Origin of the sequence: Bradyrhizobium sp. CB2312, from assembly GCF_029714425.1 — a bacterium.
Taxonomy (GTDB): Bacteria; Pseudomonadota; Alphaproteobacteria; order Rhizobiales; family Xanthobacteraceae; genus Bradyrhizobium.
In genome coordinates this window covers 9,371,313-9,389,085 of the sequence record NZ_CP121668.1, presented here as the reverse complement: position 1 = coordinate 9,389,085, position 17,773 = coordinate 9,371,313, and the positions used below count along the sequence as shown (strand labels likewise).

Here is a 17,773-nt window from a genome sequence, read left to right as displayed (position 1 = left end):
CGGAACCGTCGCCGGCGCGCCGATGCACTGCGCTGGCGTAAAATTATGCAAGGAATGGGCCGGTTTGGGAACCCGGGCGGCCACGGAGAAACTCGGATTCCGTGGTAGATTGCAGTCAGATTCAGCCATCAGTGTGGAGGGAGACGCCCACGATGCGACTGCTGATCGAGATCGCCGCTGCGGCCCTGCTCGTGGTCTGCATCACCGCCTCCAGCGCCGCCTTGGCCGCCGGCAAGTCCGGCCGCAGCGCCGATGGTCTCGGCTGCGGCTTCACGGTCCCGGAAAATGCGTCGCCGAAAGCCCGCTGCGCCGTCATCAAGCGTCAATGCGGCGGCAAGTTCTACGCCAATGCGTGTGGCGACAGGCTGATGTCGGCGGCGAATTGAGGTTGATCTCGCGCGCTCAGGCGGCCTTCGCCTGCACCGTATCGCAGAACTCGGCGAGACGATCCGCAAGCCGCAGAGTTGCCGGGCTCGCATCCGGCGCGGCCATCAGCGCGACCTCGGTCCTGTTGATCGGCGCGAAACCGTCCTTGGCGGTGAGCACGCGGTGATCGGACTGGATCGACATCTCGGACAAAATGCTGAGGCCCATGCCGGCGGCCACCGCAGCCTGGATGCCGGCGAGGCTCGATGAGGAATAGGCCATGTGCCAGGGGCGACCGGCGCTTTCCAGCGCGTGGATGGCACCGGCGCGATAGAGGCAGCCGAGCGGAAAGCCGATCAACGGCACCGAGGACACATTCACATCGACCGGGTGGCTCTTGCTGGTGACCCAGTGCACCCGTTCCGGCCACACCGCGATCGCGCCCTTCTCGCCGGCTCCGCGCTTGAACAGCGCGAGGTCGAGCTCGCCGCGTTCGAGATCGCGGGACAGGTTCTTGCTCTGGTCCGCGCGCACATCGAGGCGCAGCCCCGGATGCGAGCGCGAGAACGCGCCGAGCAGTTTTGCGAGACGATACGCCGCGAAATCCTCGGGGATGCCGAGCCGGATCGCGCCTTCGCCGCCGGGCTCGCGCAGCACGTCGCGCGCTTCTTCTGCAAGCGAGAGCAGCCGCCGCGCATAGGACAAGAGCCGCTCGCCCGCCTCAGTCGGGCGCACGTCCTTGCCGTCGCGGTGCAACAGCACCTGGCCGACATCCTCCTCGAGCCGCTTGATCTGCTGGCTGACGGTCGATTGCGTGCGGTGAACGCGCTCGCCGGCGCGGGTGAAGCCGCCGGCCTCGACCACCGAGACGAAGCTGCGCAGGAGCTCCAGATCGAGCATGCCCGCCTCCATTCGAAAATCCACTGGCATGCAGTTAATCATTTAATTTCCAAATGGCAAGCCGTCTCCCTATGTCGAAGGCTCAGGAGAAATATCATGTCGCTTGCCCCTTCGATGTCCGTCCCCCACAGCCGCTTCAACGCGCTGCCGCTCTATATCGGCCTGTTCTGCCTGCTCTGGAGCTACGCCTTCGTTGCCGGCAAGATTGGCGTCACCCATTGCCCGCCACTGATCCTGCTCGCGGCGCGCTTCTCGCTCGCCGGCATTTTGATCCTCGGCGCCACGATGGTCCGCGGCGACTGGTCGCTGTCATGGCGCGACGCCGCGATCTTCGCCGTGCTCGGCATCGCCAACAACGCGCTGTATCTCGGGCTCGGCTACACCGGCCTGCAATCGGTCTCCGCCGGCCTCGGCGGTTTGATCGTCTCGGCCAATCCGGTGTTCACCGCGGCGCTCGCGGCGCTGCTGCTCGGCGAGGGCATGACCTGGCGCAAGGCGAGCGGCCTCATGCTCGGCATCATCGGCGTGACGGCGATCGTCTGGCATCGCCTGTCGGTCGGCACCGATTCATTGCACGGCATCGTCTTCACGCTGGCCTCGCTCGCCTCCATCGTCGCCGGCACCATCCTGTTCAAGCTGCTGGCACCGAAGGGGTCGTTGTGGATCGGCAACGGCGTGCAGAACCTTGCCGCCGGCGTCGTGCTGACGCCGGTCGCGCTCACCTTCGCCGACGTCCACGCCATTGACTTCACACCGAGCCTGATCGGCGCCTTCGCCTTCCTCGTGCTCGGCGGCTCGATCCTCGCCTACTGGCTCTGGTTTCATCTCCTGAAAGTGTGTGGCGCCACCGCCGCCAGCGCCTATCATTTCCTGATGCCGCCGCTCGGCATGCTGTTCGCCTACATCGTGCTCGGCGAGCACATCGAGATGCGCGACCTCCTCGGGATCATTCCGGTGGCGCTCGGCATTTACCTGGTGACGCGGCCGGCAAAGGCCGTCGCGTAAGAGGAGCTTTCTCATGCCCATTTCCATCACGCTGATCGGCGGCCCCACCGCGCTGATCGAGATCGACGGTTTTCGCCTGCTCACCGACCCTACCTTCGATGCGCCCGGCGCCTACCAGCTGCCGCATGTGAAGCTGGAGAAGACGATCGGTCCCGCGCTGAAGGCCGATGCGATCGGCCCGATCGATGCCGTGCTGCTCGGCCACGACCAGCACTCCGACAATCTCGACAATTCCGGCCGCGACTATCTGCTCAAGGCGCCGCGCGCGCTGACGACCGAGGCCGGAGCAAAACGCCTCGGCGGCCATGTCGAGGGCCTCGCGCCCTGGGCGACCGCGCATTTGAAGGACGATGACGGCAACACGCTGACGATCACCGCGACCCCGGCGCGTCACGGCCCGGCCGGCATCGAGCCGCTGTCGGGCGACGTCATCGGCTTTGTGGTGTCGTCGAGCCGGAAGGACACCCATTCCATCTATATCAGCGGCGACACCACCTGGTTCGACGGCGTCGCCGAGGTCGCGCGCCGCTTCAAATGCGGCGTGGTGCTGCCCTTCGCCGGCGCCGCGCAGACGCGTGGGCCGTTCCATCTCACCATGGACACCAACGACACCATCGAGACCGCGCGCGCCTTTCCGAACGCGGTGATCGTGCCCGTGCACACCGAGGGCTGGGCGCATTTCCGCCAGAACAGCGAGGACCTGCGCAAGACGTTCGACGTGCTCGGCTTCGGGACGCGGCTGCGATTGCTGGAGCCGGGCGTGCCGACGGTGATCGAGGCGCCGTGAGCCCCACTGTCATGCCACGCGAAGGCGGGGCATCCAGTACGCCGCGGCGGTCGTTGCGAGAGCGAGCTATCCGACAAGGGCCTCTGGAATACTGGATCGCCCGGTCAAGCCGGGCGATGACGAGCGGAGAGAGTGGCGCGCCCCGGAATGACCGAGGCTAATCCTTCCTGAACACGATCGACGCCATCCATCCCGTCATCAGCGCCATCGCCGCGGTGGCGAGGCCGTAGATCAGCCCGTGCTGCCGGGCGCTGGTCGCGACGAACTGCTCGAAGCCGACCTTGACGATCTCGAACGCGGTCTCGGTCTTGGTGATCAGCGCGCCGTTCGCGAACAGCTTGATCTCGACCTCATATGTGCCGATCGGCACTTCCGCCGGCAGCGGAATGCCGGTGCGGAACAGCGTCGGCGTCAGGAACGTCACCGCGCTTGCATCCTCGCGGTATAGCCCACGCTCGGTCCGCAGGCGGATGAAGGCCGAACGGAACGCATCGTTCGGCACCACGTCGGCATAGTCGCCGCTGACGCGCTGTGTCAGCAGCACGTTGTCGAGCCCGATCTGCTGCCGGCGCGCGATCTCGGGCGAGGTGATGAGGTTGAAGGGACGGTTGGCGAACAGCGCCAGATAGCTCGGCACCTCCAGGAATTGCCGGTAGTCGGTGTTGATCCAGATGCCAAACCTGCGCTCCTTGCGCCGCGTCACCATGTCGGCGCGTGGGCCCATCACGGTGACGACGAGATCATAGGCGGTGCGATCGGCGGGCGTCGTGGCGTCCCGCTCGACCGAGCCGAACAGCACCAGCTCCTCGCCGGAATAGTTCGGCGTCACGGTGACGCGGTGGTTGGAGACCGACACGATCAGCCGCTCGGCGCGCGCGGCCGAGCCGAGCAGCAGGACGACAAGGATTGCGAGAACCGCGCGCGTCATCCGGTCACCCCGAGCTCGCGGATGGTGAAGAGGTCCTCGGGCCGGATCACAAGCTCGATCGCAAAGCGCACGCCTACCGAAAGGATCAGGAGGCCCAGCAGCAGCCGCAGCTGCTCGCCCCGGATCTTCTGGCCGGCACGGGCACCGAACTGCGCGCCGGTGACGCCGCCGACCATCAGGATCAGCGCCAGCACGGCGTCGACCAGATGATTGGTCACCGCATGCAGCATGGTGGCGAACAGCATGGTGACGAGGGTGAGGACCATCGAGGTCCCGATCACCGTCGAGGTCGGCACCCTCAAAAGATAGATCATGATCGGCACCAGGATGAAGCCGCCACCGATGCCCATGATGGCGCCGATGAAGCCGATCACGATCCCGACGATCGCCACGGGGATCACCGAGAGGTAGATCTTCGAGCGCTTGAACCGCATCTTCAGCGGCAGGCCGTGGATCCAGTTATGCGTGCGTCGCGGCGGCACCGCCCCGCTCCGCGTCCGCATCAGGGCGCGCAGGCCTTCGGAGAACATCAGGCTGCCGACCGTGGTGAGCAGCACGACGTAAGAGAGCGCAATCATCAGATCGAGTTGGCCGAGCGCGCGGAGCTGCGTAAATGTCCACACGCCGAGCGCCGTGCCGGTGACGCCGCCGCATAACAGCACGCTCGCCAGCGCCGGATCGATCGCGCGCCGCCTCCAGTAGGAGAGCGCGCCGGAAAAGGACGAGGCCGCGATGTGGCTCGCGACCGAAGCGACGGCCACCGCCGGTGTAATGCCGATGAAGATCAGAAGCGGCGTCATGAGAAAGCCGCCGCCGATGCCGAACATGCCCGAGACGAAGCCGACCGCGGCGCCCATCGCCAACACCAGGAAGACGTTGACCGGCAGATCGGCGATCGGGAGATAGAGCTGCATCGTAGGACCACGCTCCGGCGAGACGGATCGAGTTCGCGGACTACTCGCCGGAAGGTCGTGACGATTGCCGCGTCCCTCAATAGCGGAATTTGGCGGCGGGCGGGACCGGGAATTTGGGGCGTGGTGAATGGGCTAAGCTGAATCCGATGACCGTTTCACTGCGAGCCAGGGATTTCACCAATTTCTCCGCTGTCATGCCCCGGCTTGACCGGGGCATCCAGTACGCCGCGCCCCCTTGTTGTGAGAGCCAACGCCTTAACGCCGGCCTCTGGAATACTGGGTCGCCCGGTCAAGCCGGGCGACGACAAGAGGAGAGAGTTCGTACCAAACCGATCAATGCGCAGCAGAGGCCGAACGCTTCGTCGCAACCTGCTTCGGCGCGGGCTTGGCGCTGGCCTGCGGCGCGCTGTCCCAGCCGCCGTTCGGGGCCGGAACGTTGACGGCGTCGTCGGGCTGCGGCTCGGCGCTAAAAGTCTGGATCGCGAGCTTGGCGGCGGCGAGCGATTGCGGGTCGAGGCGCTTGGCCACATCGTCGCGCTTGCCGGCGGCATCCGCGTCGCCCTGGGCGGCCGCGAGGCTGAACCATTTGTAGGACTCGGCGAGGTTCTGCTCCACGCCGATGCCGCGGGCATAGAGGATGCCGAGGTTGAACTGGCTGTCAGCGACGCCGCGATCGGCCGCTTTCCGGAACCACTGCGCCGCGCTCTTGTAATTGGCGCCGCGTCCGCCGCCGTCGGCATCGAGCACCGCGAGATTGTGCATCGCCTTGGCGTTGCCGCGCTCGGCGGCCTGCGTGTAGTAGCGGCGGGCGATGTCGGCGTCCTTCTTCACGCCGAGGCCCTTCTCATAGAGCGTGCCGAGGCGGAAGGTCGCGGGCACCACGCCGGCCTGCGCCGCGCGGTCGTACCATTTGGCGGCTTCGTCGTAATTCGTGGCGACACCCTTGCCTTCCGCAAAGCGCAGGCCGATCTCGTAGGCCGCGGTCGCATCGCCCTTCATCGCGGCGGAGCGCAAGCCCGGACCGCCGATACCGTCCGGCAGCCTCTCGCTCGGCGGCACCTGGATCGTTCCGAGCTTCGTGCGGCTCGTGCCGGACAGTGCGCCGGTCACATCGCTCGACGCCGCCGGCGGAGGCGGCACTGCGGGCGCAGGCGGGATTTCGACCGAAGCCGTGCCGCCGGAATTATTCATGGGCGCAGGCGTGGCATTGTTTTGCGACTGCCGGCCGATCGGCGTCGGCGAGGTCATCGAAGGCGTGATCTGCTCGGGCGCGGCAGGCTTGGTCTCGACCGGCGGCGGTGCCGGCTGCGGCGCGGGTACGGGCGACGAAGTCTCCATCGCCTGCGGCGCCGGCGCCGAGCCGCCGCTTTCGAGCAGGTTCATCGCCATCTTGAAGGTGCCGAGCACGATCACGACCACGCTCGCGCCGACCAGCAGTGAGCGAATCTTCGAGGTGATGGTCGAGCCGCCTTCCTGGCCCTTGTCCTTGGCGCGGGCTGCGGCCTTGGCGGCGCGTCCGGGCTTCTCGGGCGGCTGCGCCGCTGCGGCCTGGGCTGCGCGGCGTGCGGCTGCAATGAAGCTCGACGACGACACCGGCTCCTTCGGCGCGGCGGGAATTTCGCTGATCGCGCTCTCGGAGGCGGCGATGCGCTCCGAGGGCGTGGCGGCACGGCCGCCCGGCCGCGTGCCCGGCTCGAGCGGATGATCCGGCGGCAATTCCGGTGCAATCGCGGCGCGCGCGGGCGCCGTGTGCGGCTCCAGGATCTCGCTGATCGCGCGAGGCGGAACGGGTGGGGCAGCCGGCACCGGCGGCGGCGCGGCGGGGGCAGCGGCGTGGAATTCGCGCGGCGCGGCGACGAAGGCGGAGTGCGGCGGGTGCTGCGCGGCGGCCGGATTCGGCAGCTCGGGCTTCGGATCGTATTTCGGCTGCTGCTGCACTTGCGGCCACGGCTCGCGCGCCATCGGCGCGGGCTCCATGGGCGCGGCCATCGGCATCGCCATGGGCATCGGCTGCGGCGCGGGCGCCGAGCGCACCGCGCGCAGATCGCCCTCGATCATCGAGAGGCGATCGACGACGTGGCCGAGCGCGCTGTGGACGGCTTCGAGCGAGTCCTGCGTGCTGCGGTTGGTCTCGGCCTGGCTGAAGCGGATGTCGGAGAGCTCGCGCTTGACGAGATCGACCACGCCGGAATCCACCGGCGGTGCCGAATTGCGGCTCTCGGCGAGTGCGGAATAGGTCGCCTGCTGCCGCTCGAGGTGCCTGAGGATGTCGTGCAGTCCGTCCTCGACGCGGCTTAGATTGCTGTTGCGCGGATCGGCGGTGGCCTCGATCCGCTCGAGGAGATACGAGACCCGCTGTTCGAGATGCGCGAAGGTCGAGGCGGAATCATTGCCGACCTGCATGCGGTCGAAGCGGTCCGACAATGCGCGGATCGCGGCTTCCAGATGCTCGGTGCTCTCGGACGGCTGTGGCCGCTCGCGCGTTTCCAGCGCGGCGGTGAGGGCGGCGATGCGCTGCTCGAGCACCGCGAAGCTGTCGCCGTGGCCGGACGAGCGGGTGATCTGGTCGACCTTGGACGAGAGCAAGTGCACGTCTTCGGAGAGCCGCGCCAGCGCTTCGTTGGAGGCGACGTTGGAGACGATGGCGCGGAGCGCCGAGATCGCCTCCTCGAGCTGGCGCACCGTCGAGGGATCGTCATTGGCGCGCAGGATCAGATCGAGCTTGGCGCCGAGATTGCGGATCGCCTCGTCATAGCCGGTGAGCTGCTCGGCCGGCGTCAGCGTGCGCAGCACCTGCTTGATGTCGGACAGCGCGCGCTCGATGCCCGACAGCACCTGGCCGTCGGTGCCGTTGGAGCGGGTCTCGTCGATGCGACGGTGCAGCGAGCGGATCTCGTTCTCGATCGATTCGATCGCGCGGCGCGGCATCGCCTCGGTGATGGCCTGACGGATCTCGGCCAGCTCGCCGCGGAAGGCGGAGATGGCCTGCTCGGTATTGTCAGGGCGTTGCAGCGATTCGATCTGGCTTGTGATTTTCAGCAGATGGCGTTCGAGCGCCGAGAAATCCGGCCCCGGCTGCTGCTGCGGCGGCGGCGGAGCATAGGCGGGCGCGGGCGGCGCGTAATGTGCTGCGGGTGCAATCGAGGGCGCGGCGCGCGGCGGCATCTGCCTCGGCGTAAAGCCGTCGAGCTCGCTCTGGCGCGCGGTGATCTCGGCGACCGCGACGTCGAACGAGGCGGGGCTCAGGGGGGGTGAGTTGCGATAGACCTGGGCGGCCGCGCGCTCGACTGCATCAGCCTGGCGCTGGCGCGTCTCGACCGGTGACGGCGCGGGCCGCGGCGCCTGCGCTTGAGGCTGTGGTCGGGAAATTTGCGACAGCCGCGCATCGAGCCGCGAGATCGCGTCGTTGAGCTGCCGCGCGACGCCCTGCTCGCGCGAGACGTCTCTTTCACGAGAAGAGTCTTGGCGCGGCGCCGGTTTCGAGATCCGTTCGATCTGCTGGGTGATCGCATCGAGCCGCTGGTGAATGTCCGCGACTTCGCGGCTCTCCTGGCTTGGGATCTGTTGCTGTTGCTGGCGCTGATCGTAAGGCGCGCGAAAGCTCGGCGGGGCAGTCTCGCCGAGCGTGGAGTTCAGCCAATCGTTGAGTGACATGCCGGCGCGCCGCGCAGCAGCTTCGGCCCGCTCCCTGACGGATGGATCGATGCCGTCAACACTCCACGATACGCGCGAATTCATGACTCTGTCCGGTTCCGACTTCAGCGCCCCACCCCGGCGCCTCCAGCCTTCCCTCGCGTGCCGGTTGCAAAGACAATCGGATTTGGCGCGGGTCGTCTGCCTCGAAAACCGACTTTTTCCTGTTACGGTAAATAACGGGTTAAGGAATGCGGCGCCGGTGTCTTAAAGTTGGGCGGGGGGAGCAGGGGGCCGAGTCCTGCGGCCGCCGCAAGTCGTTCCATAACCGGTGTCATGCTCCGCGAAGGCGGGGCATCCAGTACTCCGAGGCAGTGCGGCCGTAAACGAGACGCCGCGGCGTACTGGATCGCCCGCTTTCGCGGGCGATGACGGTCGAGCGCGCGGCGCATATTCCCGAAAAAATTTCGCCGCCGGCATGACCGGCCCGTCTCAGGGATAGAGAGCGCCGCGTTCTGCGCTCCGCCTGAGCGGATTGTTGCCGACATGAAATGGTTGCTCGTGGCCGCGATGGCGGCCGGACTGGTATCGCCCTCTTTTGCCGCCGATGCCCCAGCGGCAAAGCCCGCGGTCAAGGCGCCCGCGCCTGCGCCGTTCAACTGGACCGGCTGCTATGTCGGCGTTCAGGGGGGCGGCTCCTGGGGCAAGAGCGAGCACGTCGCGCGCGCCGGCGATGCCGTCGGTCCCACGCTCACAGGCACCTTCAATCTCACCGGCGGGGTCGCGGGCGGGGCTTTCGGCTGCGATTTCCAGATCGAGAAGACGGTGCTCGGATTCGAGAACGACGCCTCATGGACCAACACGCACGGCTCCGCGCAGGACCTGCCGCCCTTCAATCGCGCAGCCTTGAGCAGCACGCGGGAGCGCTGGATCGACATGTTTCGCGGCCGCATCGGCTATGCGATCGATCAGTTCCTGATCTATGGCACAGCCGGCATTGCCTTCGCCGGCACGGAGGTCACCGTATCCAATCCGGCGGGGCAGGTTACGGACTCCAAGACCCGCACCGGCCTCGCGGCTGGTCTCGGCGGCGAATGGGCGGCGTGGACCGATAGCTGGGGCGCGGTGAGCTTCAAGCTCGAATACGTTCACGCCGATTTCGGCAGCAAGCGATATGTCGACCCGGCCGTCCCGACTGGTGCACTCACCGTCAGCACCCGCGATGTCCGGTTGACCGACGACATCGTCCGCGCCGGCGTGAACGTCCGCTTCAACTGGGATAGGCCCGTCGTCACCAAGTTCTAGCCGCGCACTCGCTAGCCCTTGCCCTCGCGCTTGCCGTCCTCCAGCGGCACCACCGTGCCCTTGCTGCTCATCGCCGACAGCGCCTCCAGCGCCTCCTCGCAGAAATCGGCCACCATCTGCTCGTGGCGGGCGCCGAGGCGGAGCAGCAGCAGATTGCCGAGGTCGAGCACACCCTCCGCCGTGCCGTCCGGAAAGCGCTTCTTGAGGATGCGCTCGTAATTGGCATGACGGTCGCGGTGGTGCTCCAGCCGGTCCATCAAATCGGTGCGCATGGGCTCGATGTCGATGCTGTCGAGCGCATGCAGCCGCACCAGGAGGTCGTCCTTGATCGAGGGCGGCGTGCTCGGCCGCGCGGCCCAGTGCCGCAGCGCTGTTCGGCCCTCCGGAGTGAGCGTATAGATGAGCTTGTTGGGTTTGCCTGACTGCACGACCTCGCGGCCCTGAATGTAGCCGCGGTCGCGCAGCTTGGAGAGTTCGCGGTAGATCTGCTGGTGGTCGGCCTTCCAGAAGAAGCCGATCGAGGAATCGAACGTCTTGGCGAGCTCGTAGCCCGTCATCGGACGTTCCGTCAGGCATGCGAGGATTGCGTCGCCCAGCGCCATGGCACCAGCTCCTTCTTGCGGTCCCGACCAATTGACTTGACTTTATGCGTATTGGTGCATATGCGTCAATGTGCATATGAGGCAATCCAGGGCGGGGCTCAAGACCCGACCGGATAACCCAGCGGAATCAACCTCCTTGCTACTGTGCATGGGGTTGTTTTCGAGTTTTTTGCCAAGGCTTTTATCTAGGGAGGCATCCTGACCATGACCGGCCTCGATTCCTGGTACGCCTTCATGAAGTCCCATGACCGCACCGCGCTCTGGGACCTGCTGCATCCTGACGCCGTGTTCGAAAGCCCCGTCGTGCATTCGCCCCAGCGCGGCCGCGACATCACCTTCAAATATCTCGCAAGCGCCGAGAAGGTGCTCGGCGGTCCCGGCTTCACCTATGTCGGCGAGTGGAAGAGCGAGAGCGGCGCCGTGCTCGAATTCAAGACCATCATCGACGGCATCGAGATCAACGGTGTCGACATCATCACCTTCGATGCCGAGGGACGCATCACCCATTTCAAGGTGATGGTGCGTCCGCTCAAGGCGATCAACATGCTGCACCGCCTGATGGCGGAGCAACTCGCCGCCCAATCCTAGAGAATTCCGCCACTTCAAGCCCCATGCCGGGAGAACGCAATGCCGATCTATAAAGCCCCCGTCGAAGACGTGAACTTCCTGCTCAACGACGTCTTCCAGATCGACCGCTACGACAATCTCGCCGGCTTCTCCGATGCGTCGAGCGACGTGCGTGAAGCGATCCTGGGCGAGGCCGCCAAGCTCGCCGAAGAGGTGCTGCAGCCGCTCAACCGCGTCGGCGACCTCGAAGGCTGCAAGCGCACTGAGGACGGCAGCGTCACCACGCCGAAGGGTTTCAAGGACGCCTTCAAGCAGGTCGCCGAAGGCGGCTGGCTTGGTCTCTCCGCGCCGACCGAGTTCGGCGGCCAGGGCCTGCCGGTGACGCTCTCGCAAGCCGTCAACGAATTCCAGATCTCCGCCAACATGGCGTTCTCGATGTATGGCGGCCTCACCATGGGCGCGACCGCAGCGCTCCTGGTGCATGGAACGCCCGAGCAGAAGCAGACCTACGTGCCGAAGATGGTGGCGGGCGAATGGACCGGCACCATGAACCTGACCGAGCCGCATTGCGGCACCGATCTCGGCATGCTGCGCACCAAGGCCGTGCGCCAGGCCGACGGCAGTTTCAAGATCACGGGCACCAAGATCTTCATCTCGGCCGGCGAGCATGACCTCGCCGACAACATCATCCACCTCGTGCTGGCCCGCATCGAAGGCGCGCCCGCCGGCATCAAGGGCGTGTCGCTGTTCGTGGTGCCCAAGTTCCTTGTGAATCCGGATGGCTCAGTCGGTGCCCGCAACGGCGTCGTCTGCGGCTCGATCGAGCACAAGATGGGCATCCACGGCAACTCGACCTGCGTGATGAACTACGACAACGCCACCGGCTGGCTGATCGGCGAAGAGAACAAGGGCATGCAGGGCATGTTCGTGATGATGAACGAGGCTCGCCTCGGCGTCGCCGTTCAGGGCCTTGCGCAGTCCGAGGTCGCCTATCAGAACGCCGTCGCCTATGCCCGCGAGCGCATCCAGGGCCGCGCGCTCACCGGCGTGAAGGCGGCGGACAAGCCGGCCGATCCGATCATCGTGCATCCCGACGTGCGCCGCACGCTGCTCTCGATCCGCGCCTTCAACGAGGCCGCGCGCGCCTTCGTGATGTGGACCGCGCTGAAGAGCGATGTCGCCCACCGCTCCGAAGACCCGAAGGACCGCCAGGCCGCCGACGATCACATGGGCCTGATGACGCCGGTGCTGAAGGGCTTCCTCACCGACTACGGCTTTGCCAACGCGGTGCAGGCGCAGCAGATGTATGGCGGCCACGGCTACATCGCCGAGCAGGGCATGGAGCAGTTCGTGCGCGATGCGCGTATCGCGATGATCTATGAAGGCGCCAACGGCATCCAGGCGCTCGACCTCGTCGGCCGCAAGCTGCCGCGCGACGGCGGCCGTGCCATCATGGCGTTCTTCGGCGAGGTCATGGCCTTCGCCAAGGAGAACGGTGGCGACGAGGCGATGAAGCCGTTCATCACTCCGCTCTCGGCCTCGCTCGGCCATCTCCAGCAGGCCACCACCTGGCTGATGCAGAATGCGATGATGAAGCCGGACAATGCCGGTGCGGCCGCGACCGACTATTTGCATCTCTTCGGCTTCGTCGCCCTCGGCTACATGTGGGCGAAGATGGCCAAGGTCACCCAGGCCAAGATTGTCGAGCAGGGCGCCACGCCCTATCTCTCGACCAAGCTCGTCACCGGCCGCTTCTTCATGGAGCGGATGCTGCCGGAGACTGCGGCCAATCTTGCGCGCATCCAGGCCGGCTGCGCCACCATCATGGAACTGCCGGCGGAAGCGTTCTGAGGCTTCTCGCTTCACCAATGATCCGATCGCGCCGCGGTCGTAACCAATAACTGCAATCAGGAGGCTCCCATGGCAGATGCCTATATCTACGATCACGTCCGCACCCCCCGCGGCCGCGGCAAGCCGGACGGCGCGCTGCACGAAGTCACCGCGCTTGCGCTCGCCACCGTGCCGCTGAAGGCGCTGAAGGACCGCAACAACCTGCCGGAAGATTCCGTCGACGACGTCGTGCTCGGCGTGGTCGATCCGGTCGGCGAAGCCGGCTCCGACATCGCGCGTTTTGCGGCGCTCAAGGCCGGGCTCGGCGAAGCCGTGCCGGGCGTGCAGATCAGCCGCTTCTGTGCCTCCGGCCTCGACGCTGTGAATTTTGCCGCAGCCCAGGTGATGAGCGGCCAGCATGAGCTGGTGATCGGCGGCGGCGCCGAATCCATGAGCCGCGTCGGCATCGGCGCCTCCGGCGGCGCCTGGCCGATGGATCCGTCGATGGCGGTGCCGGCCTATTTCATGCCGCAGGGCGTCTCTGCCGACCTGATCGCCACCAAGTACGGCTTCTCCCGCGACGACGTCGATGCCTACGCGGTGCAGAGCCAGCAGCGCGCCGGCAAGGCCTGGGACGAGGGCCGCTTCAACAAGTCCGTGGTGCCGGTGAAAGACATCAACGGCCTCACCATCCTCGCCAAGGACGAGCACATGCGTCCGTCGACGACGATGCAGTCGCTGGCACAGCTGCAGCCGTCGTTCACGATGATGGCGCAGATGGGCGGCTTCGACGGCGTCGCGGTGCAGTCGCATCCCGAGATCGAGCGCGTCAATTATGTGCACCACGCCGGCAACTCCTCCGGCATCGTCGACGGCGCCGGCGCCGTGCTGCTCGGCAGCAAGGAGGCGGGTGCCAAGTACGGCCTGAAGCCGCGTGCAAAGATCCGCGCCTTCGCCAACATCGGCTCGGAGCCGGCGATGATGCTGACCGGCCCGGTCGACGTCACCGAAAAACTGTTCGCGCGCTCCGGCATGAAGAAGTCGGACATCGACCTGTTCGAGCTCAACGAGGCCTTCGCCTCGGTGGTGCTGCGCTACATCCAGGCCTTCGACATCGACAATGCCAAGATCAACGTCAATGGCGGCGCGATCGCGCTCGGCCATCCGCTCGGCGCGACCGGTGCGATGATCCTCGGCACCGTGCTCGACGAGCTTGAGCGCACCAACAAGTCGACCGCCCTCGTGACGCTGTGCATCGGCGGCGGCATGGGCACCGCGACCATCATCGAGCGTGTTTAACGAGCCGCCGTAGGGTGGGCAAAGCGAAGCATACCCACCGCTGATATCTCCGCGAAAGATGGTGGGCACGGCGCAAGGGCGCCTTTGCCCACCCTACGAGATCCAGAGTCAACCGCCGCGCCTGACATCGGCTGCGGCACCGAGGAGCAACCAACATGGCTTACAAGAACTTTAGGGTTGAGACTGATTCCGACGGCATCGCGCTCGTCACCTGGGACATCCCGGGCCGCTCGATGAACGTGCTCGACGAGACCTCGACCAGCGAGCTCGACGCGATCGTCAAGCAAACCACGGCCGACGCCGCGGTGAAGGGCGTCGTCATCACCTCGGCCAAGGAAGCGTTCTGCGCCGGCGCTGACCTCTCCATGCTCGAAGGCATGAACCAGGCCTATGCCAAGGTTCTGAAGGAGCAGGGCGAGACCGCCGCGAACCAGATGCTGTTCGACCAGAGCCGCCGCTTCTCGCAGGTGCTGCGCTCGATCGAGACATCAGGCAAGCCGTGGGCGGCCGCGATCAATGGCCTCGCGCTCGGCGGCGGCTTCGAGATCACGCTGTGCTGTCACTATCGCGTGGCCGCGGAGAATCCCAAGACCCGCCTCGGCCTGCCCGAGGTCAAGGTCGGTCTGTTCCCCGGCGCCGGCGGTACGCAGCGCGTGCCGCGTCTGGTGCCGCCGCAGGACGCGATGACCATCCTGCTCAAGGGCGATCCGGTCACCGTCGAGAAAGCCAAGGCGCTGAATCTGATCCACGCCATCGTTCCGGCCGCCGACCTCGTCAAGGCCGCGAAGGACTGGATCAAGGGCGGTGGCAAGGCTGTCGCGCCGTGGGACGAGAAGGGCTTCAAGCTGCCCGGCGGACCGGTGTTCTCCAAGGCCGGCATGATGATGTTCCCGGCCGGCAACGCGATCTACCGCCGCGAGACCTACGACAACTATCCGGCCGCGCGCGCGATCATGAGCTGCGTCTATGAAGGCCTCCAGCTGCCGATCGACGCCGCGCTCCGCGTCGAGTCGCGCTACTTCACATCGGTGCTGCGTTCGAAGGAAGCGGCGGCGATGATCCGCAGCCTGTTCCTGTCGATGCAGGAGCTGAACAAGGGCGCGCGCCGTCCGAAGGACGTGCCCGCGACCAAGGTGAAGAAGATCGCCGTGATCGGCGCCGGCTTCATGGGCGCGAGCGTTGGCTATGTCTCGGCCCGCGCCGGCCTTGACGTCGTGCTGATCGATCGCGATCAGGAGAGCGCCGACAAGGGCAAGGCGCACGCGCAGAAGGTGATCGAGGACCAGATCAAGAAGGGCCGCGCCAAGCCGGGCGATGCCGAAGCGCTGCTCGCGCGTATCACGCCGACGGCTGACTACGCCGCGCTGAAGGATGTCGACCTCGTCATCGAGGCCGTGTTCGAGGACCGCAAGGTCAAGGCCGAGACCTTCGCCAAGGCGCAGGAATATCTCAAGCCGGACGTGATCTTCGCCTCGAACACCTCGACCCTGCCGATCACCTCGCTGGCCGAGAGCTTCAAGGACCAGGGCAAGTTCGTCGGCATCCACTTCTTCTCGCCGGTCGAGAAGATGATGCTGGTCGAGATCATCCTCGGCAAGAACACCGGCGATGTCGCGCTCGCGACCGCGCTCGACTATGTCCGGCAGATCGGCAAGACGCCGATCGTCGTCAATGACAGCCGCGGCTTCTTCGCCAATCGTTGCGTCGGCCGCTACGTCGCCGAAGGCAACGAGATGTTCCTCGAAGGCGTGCCGCCGGCGATGATCGAGAACTGCGCCAAGATGGCCGGCATGCCTGTCGGCCCGCTCTCGCTCTCGGATGAAGTCGCGCTCGATCTCGGCCTCAAGATCATGAAGGCCACCGAAGCCGATCTCGGTCCCAATGCCATCAACCCCGATCAGAAGAAGCTGATGGTGGAGATGGTCGAGAACCAGGGCCGCCTCGGCCGCAAGAACAGCAAGGGTTTTTACGACTATCCCGAGAAGGGCAAGGGTCAGAAGAGCCTGTGGCCGGGCCTCTCGGCGCTGCAGCCGAAGCAGCTCGACCCCGACACGCTCGACGTCGAGGAGCTGAAGCAGCGCTTCCTGGTGGTGCAGGCGGTGGAAGCCGCGCGCACGGTCGAGGATCACGTCATCACCGATCCGCGTGAGGCGGATGTCGGCTCGATCCTCGGCTTCGGCTTCGCGCCGTTCACCGGCGGCACGCTGTCCTACATCGACTTCATGGGCACGAAGAAGTTCGTCGAACTCTGCCACAAGCTCGAGGCGAAGTATGGCTCGCGCTTCACCCCGCCGAAGCTGCTCGAGGACATGGCGGCGAAGGGCGAGACCTTCTACGGCCGTTTCGCGCCGAAGAAGACGGCGGCCTGACGGCACCCGACGACGCAGAAACAACAAAGGCCGGATCCTCGATCCGGCCTTTTTATTTTCCGTCGCCGAATGGCGAGAACGCGCGGCCCGAGACCGCATCGTCGGCGAGACTGGCTTTCCAGCGACCTTCGTCGCCGCGGCCAATACGCACCTCGAAGCGCCAGCCATTCTGGTTGGTGAAGGCGATGTCCACTCCGCCCTTCTTTTTGGCGTAGCTGCACGGATATTCGGTCGGCCGGTCGGGAAAGACGATCTTTCCTTCCTTGCTCTCGAACACGGACGAGGTGATCTGCGGATGGATCATGAAGATGCAGTTGCGCTGGGACGCGACCGGCGTCGACAGGCCGAGCATCGCGAGCGGGGCGCCAGCGGCGGTCATCAGGACGATCATATTCATGGGGCATTGTCTCGGGGAGATGCTCCTTCGACGTCGTTACCTGCCAAATGGTTCACAATGAAAAAGACCGGATCACCAATCCCGCCACGTCTTGCTTGGGCCCTGTCACATCGGTTCGTGTGTTTCCGTGCCACACTAGGGCCGCTCCAAATCCCCGCAACGGTCACGCCCGCTCCGCACTGGCACCGCTCTTGCTAACGAATCCACATCGCGACGATTAGCAGTGAAGGTGTCCCGCAATGAGCCCCATGGTGTTTCAAGATAGCGCAGCCGGCGTTGCGGTCAGATACGCTCCGCTGTTGCTGCTGGGTCGGCCGTGGTCGCACCGCAAGATGCTCCGGCGGCGCAGGAAAGTTCCCTCGTGGCTGGGCCTGGCCTTACTCGTTCTGGTCGCCGATGTGGCGATGGCTATACTTGCCTGGTTCGCCGTTAGCGTCGTCCTGCATTGAGAGTTCCCCTCTGTGCAGGTGGAACGCCCCTGCCAGATAGGCGAGCTGGCCGACCAGCAGGCAGCTGACGACGATCGGAACGCCCGTCCAGAATCCGAAGTTCGAGCTCTGCAGAACGATCGCTGCAAGAATTGCGATGGCCGGCGAGACGAGCACCAGCGCCCAGACTCGGAAGAACAGCCCGGTCGCCAGTCCGGTGATTCCGCTCACGAGCAATAGACAAAATACGATCGTCACGACAGCTTCCCAGTTCAGCGGTCCGCATTGCGTCCCGAGCTGAGGTTGAGCCAACTGTATTGCTCTCACAAGGATGGTGACGTTCGTGGAGCAAACAAGGCGGAGTTATTGTTAACCCCGACAATCCTCGTAAAAATTGAAGATGCGGCGTCACGAACCGCCGGGTTCCATAAGCGAAGAGCCGG

The 17,773-nt window shown here is 65.8% G+C and carries 15 protein-coding genes; 8 read left to right on the top strand and 7 right to left on the bottom strand.

The genetic code is table 11. From position 1 onward, the window contains the following. The first annotated feature begins 152 nt into the window (after positions 1-152). The gene (locus QA642_RS44730; RefSeq protein ID WP_283082505.1) at positions 153-386 is read left to right on the top strand and encodes a hypothetical protein; all 234 of its coding nucleotides are present in this window, start codon (positions 153-155) and stop codon (positions 384-386) included. Positions 387-402: 16 nt separating this feature from the next. Here QA642_RS44730 and QA642_RS44725 read toward each other — a convergent pair whose 3' ends face one another. After that, a complete protein-coding gene (locus tag QA642_RS44725; protein WP_283082504.1) occupies positions 403-1,266 on the bottom strand; it encodes a LysR family transcriptional regulator in 864 nt (287 codons plus the stop codon). Between the two features lie 96 nt (positions 1,267-1,362). Between QA642_RS44725 and QA642_RS44720 the strand changes: the two genes are divergently transcribed. Both QA642_RS44720 and QA642_RS44715 read left to right on the top strand, forming a co-directional pair. Further along, entirely contained in the window at positions 1,363-2,271 is a 909-nt protein-coding gene (locus QA642_RS44720) for a DMT family transporter (protein WP_283082503.1), read from the top strand. A gap of 13 nt (positions 2,272-2,284) precedes the next feature. Then, positions 2,285-3,058 (top strand): MBL fold metallo-hydrolase, encoded by a 774-nt coding sequence (locus tag QA642_RS44715; RefSeq protein ID WP_283082502.1) that lies wholly within the window; start codon positions 2,285-2,287, stop codon positions 3,056-3,058. A 157-nt stretch (positions 3,059-3,215) separates the two neighbouring features. On the opposite strand, the gene QA642_RS44710 is transcribed toward QA642_RS44715, so the two are convergent. From QA642_RS44710 to QA642_RS44700, 3 genes are all read right to left on the bottom strand, one after another. Continuing rightward, positions 3,216-3,986, bottom strand: a complete 771-nt coding sequence (locus tag QA642_RS44710) for a TIGR02186 family protein (protein ID WP_283082501.1) — start codon at positions 3,984-3,986, stop codon at positions 3,216-3,218. Then, the gene (locus QA642_RS44705; protein WP_283082500.1) at positions 3,983-4,900 is read right to left on the bottom strand and encodes a sulfite exporter TauE/SafE family protein; all 918 of its coding nucleotides are present in this window, start codon (positions 4,898-4,900) and stop codon (positions 3,983-3,985) included. Before QA642_RS44705 ends, QA642_RS44710 begins: the two co-directional genes overlap by 4 nt. Positions 4,901-5,233: 333 nt before the next feature. Further along, a complete protein-coding gene (locus QA642_RS44700; RefSeq protein ID WP_283082499.1) occupies positions 5,234-8,638 on the bottom strand; it encodes a hypothetical protein in 3,405 nt (1,134 codons plus the stop codon). 441 nt (positions 8,639-9,079) lie between these two features. On the opposite strand from QA642_RS44700, the gene QA642_RS44695 reads away from it, so the two are divergent. Next, the gene (locus QA642_RS44695) at positions 9,080-9,838 is read left to right on the top strand and encodes an outer membrane protein (RefSeq protein ID WP_283082498.1); all 759 of its coding nucleotides are present in this window, start codon (positions 9,080-9,082) and stop codon (positions 9,836-9,838) included. A gap of 11 nt (positions 9,839-9,849) precedes the next feature. Here the strand turns inward: QA642_RS44695 and QA642_RS44690 are convergent, their stop codons facing one another. Then, complete coding sequence (locus tag QA642_RS44690; protein ID WP_283082497.1) at positions 9,850-10,440, bottom strand: PadR family transcriptional regulator; 591 nt, start codon at positions 10,438-10,440, stop codon at positions 9,850-9,852. Between the two features lie 204 nt (positions 10,441-10,644). Here QA642_RS44690 and QA642_RS44685 point away from each other — a divergent pair, with 204 nt between their 5' ends. The 4 genes from QA642_RS44685 (at position 10,645) to QA642_RS44670 (ending at position 16,505) form a co-directional block, all read left to right on the top strand. Further along, entirely contained in the window at positions 10,645-11,028 is a 384-nt protein-coding gene (locus QA642_RS44685) for a nuclear transport factor 2 family protein (protein ID WP_283082496.1), read from the top strand. 39 nt (positions 11,029-11,067) lie between these two features. Beyond that, positions 11,068-12,858 (top strand): acyl-CoA dehydrogenase C-terminal domain-containing protein, encoded by a 1,791-nt coding sequence (locus QA642_RS44680; RefSeq protein ID WP_283082495.1) that lies wholly within the window; start codon positions 11,068-11,070, stop codon positions 12,856-12,858. A gap of 69 nt (positions 12,859-12,927) precedes the next feature. Next, on the top strand, positions 12,928-14,136 hold the full coding sequence (locus tag QA642_RS44675; RefSeq protein WP_260386835.1) for an acetyl-CoA C-acetyltransferase: 1,209 nt from the start codon (positions 12,928-12,930) through the stop codon (positions 14,134-14,136). Between the two features lie 155 nt (positions 14,137-14,291). Then, entirely contained in the window at positions 14,292-16,505 is a 2,214-nt protein-coding gene (locus tag QA642_RS44670; RefSeq protein ID WP_283082494.1) for an FAD-dependent oxidoreductase, read from the top strand. A gap of 52 nt (positions 16,506-16,557) precedes the next feature. On the opposite strand, the gene QA642_RS44665 is transcribed toward QA642_RS44670, so the two are convergent. Continuing rightward, positions 16,558-16,902 carry a hypothetical protein gene (locus QA642_RS44665; protein ID WP_283082493.1) on the bottom strand — a complete coding sequence of 115 codons (345 nt, stop codon included), beginning with the start codon at positions 16,900-16,902 and terminating at the stop codon, positions 16,558-16,560. A 377-nt stretch (positions 16,903-17,279) separates the two neighbouring features. Further along, the gene (locus tag QA642_RS44660) at positions 17,280-17,588 is read right to left on the bottom strand and encodes a hypothetical protein (RefSeq protein ID WP_283082492.1); all 309 of its coding nucleotides are present in this window, start codon (positions 17,586-17,588) and stop codon (positions 17,280-17,282) included. Positions 17,589-17,773 lie beyond the last annotated feature (185 nt).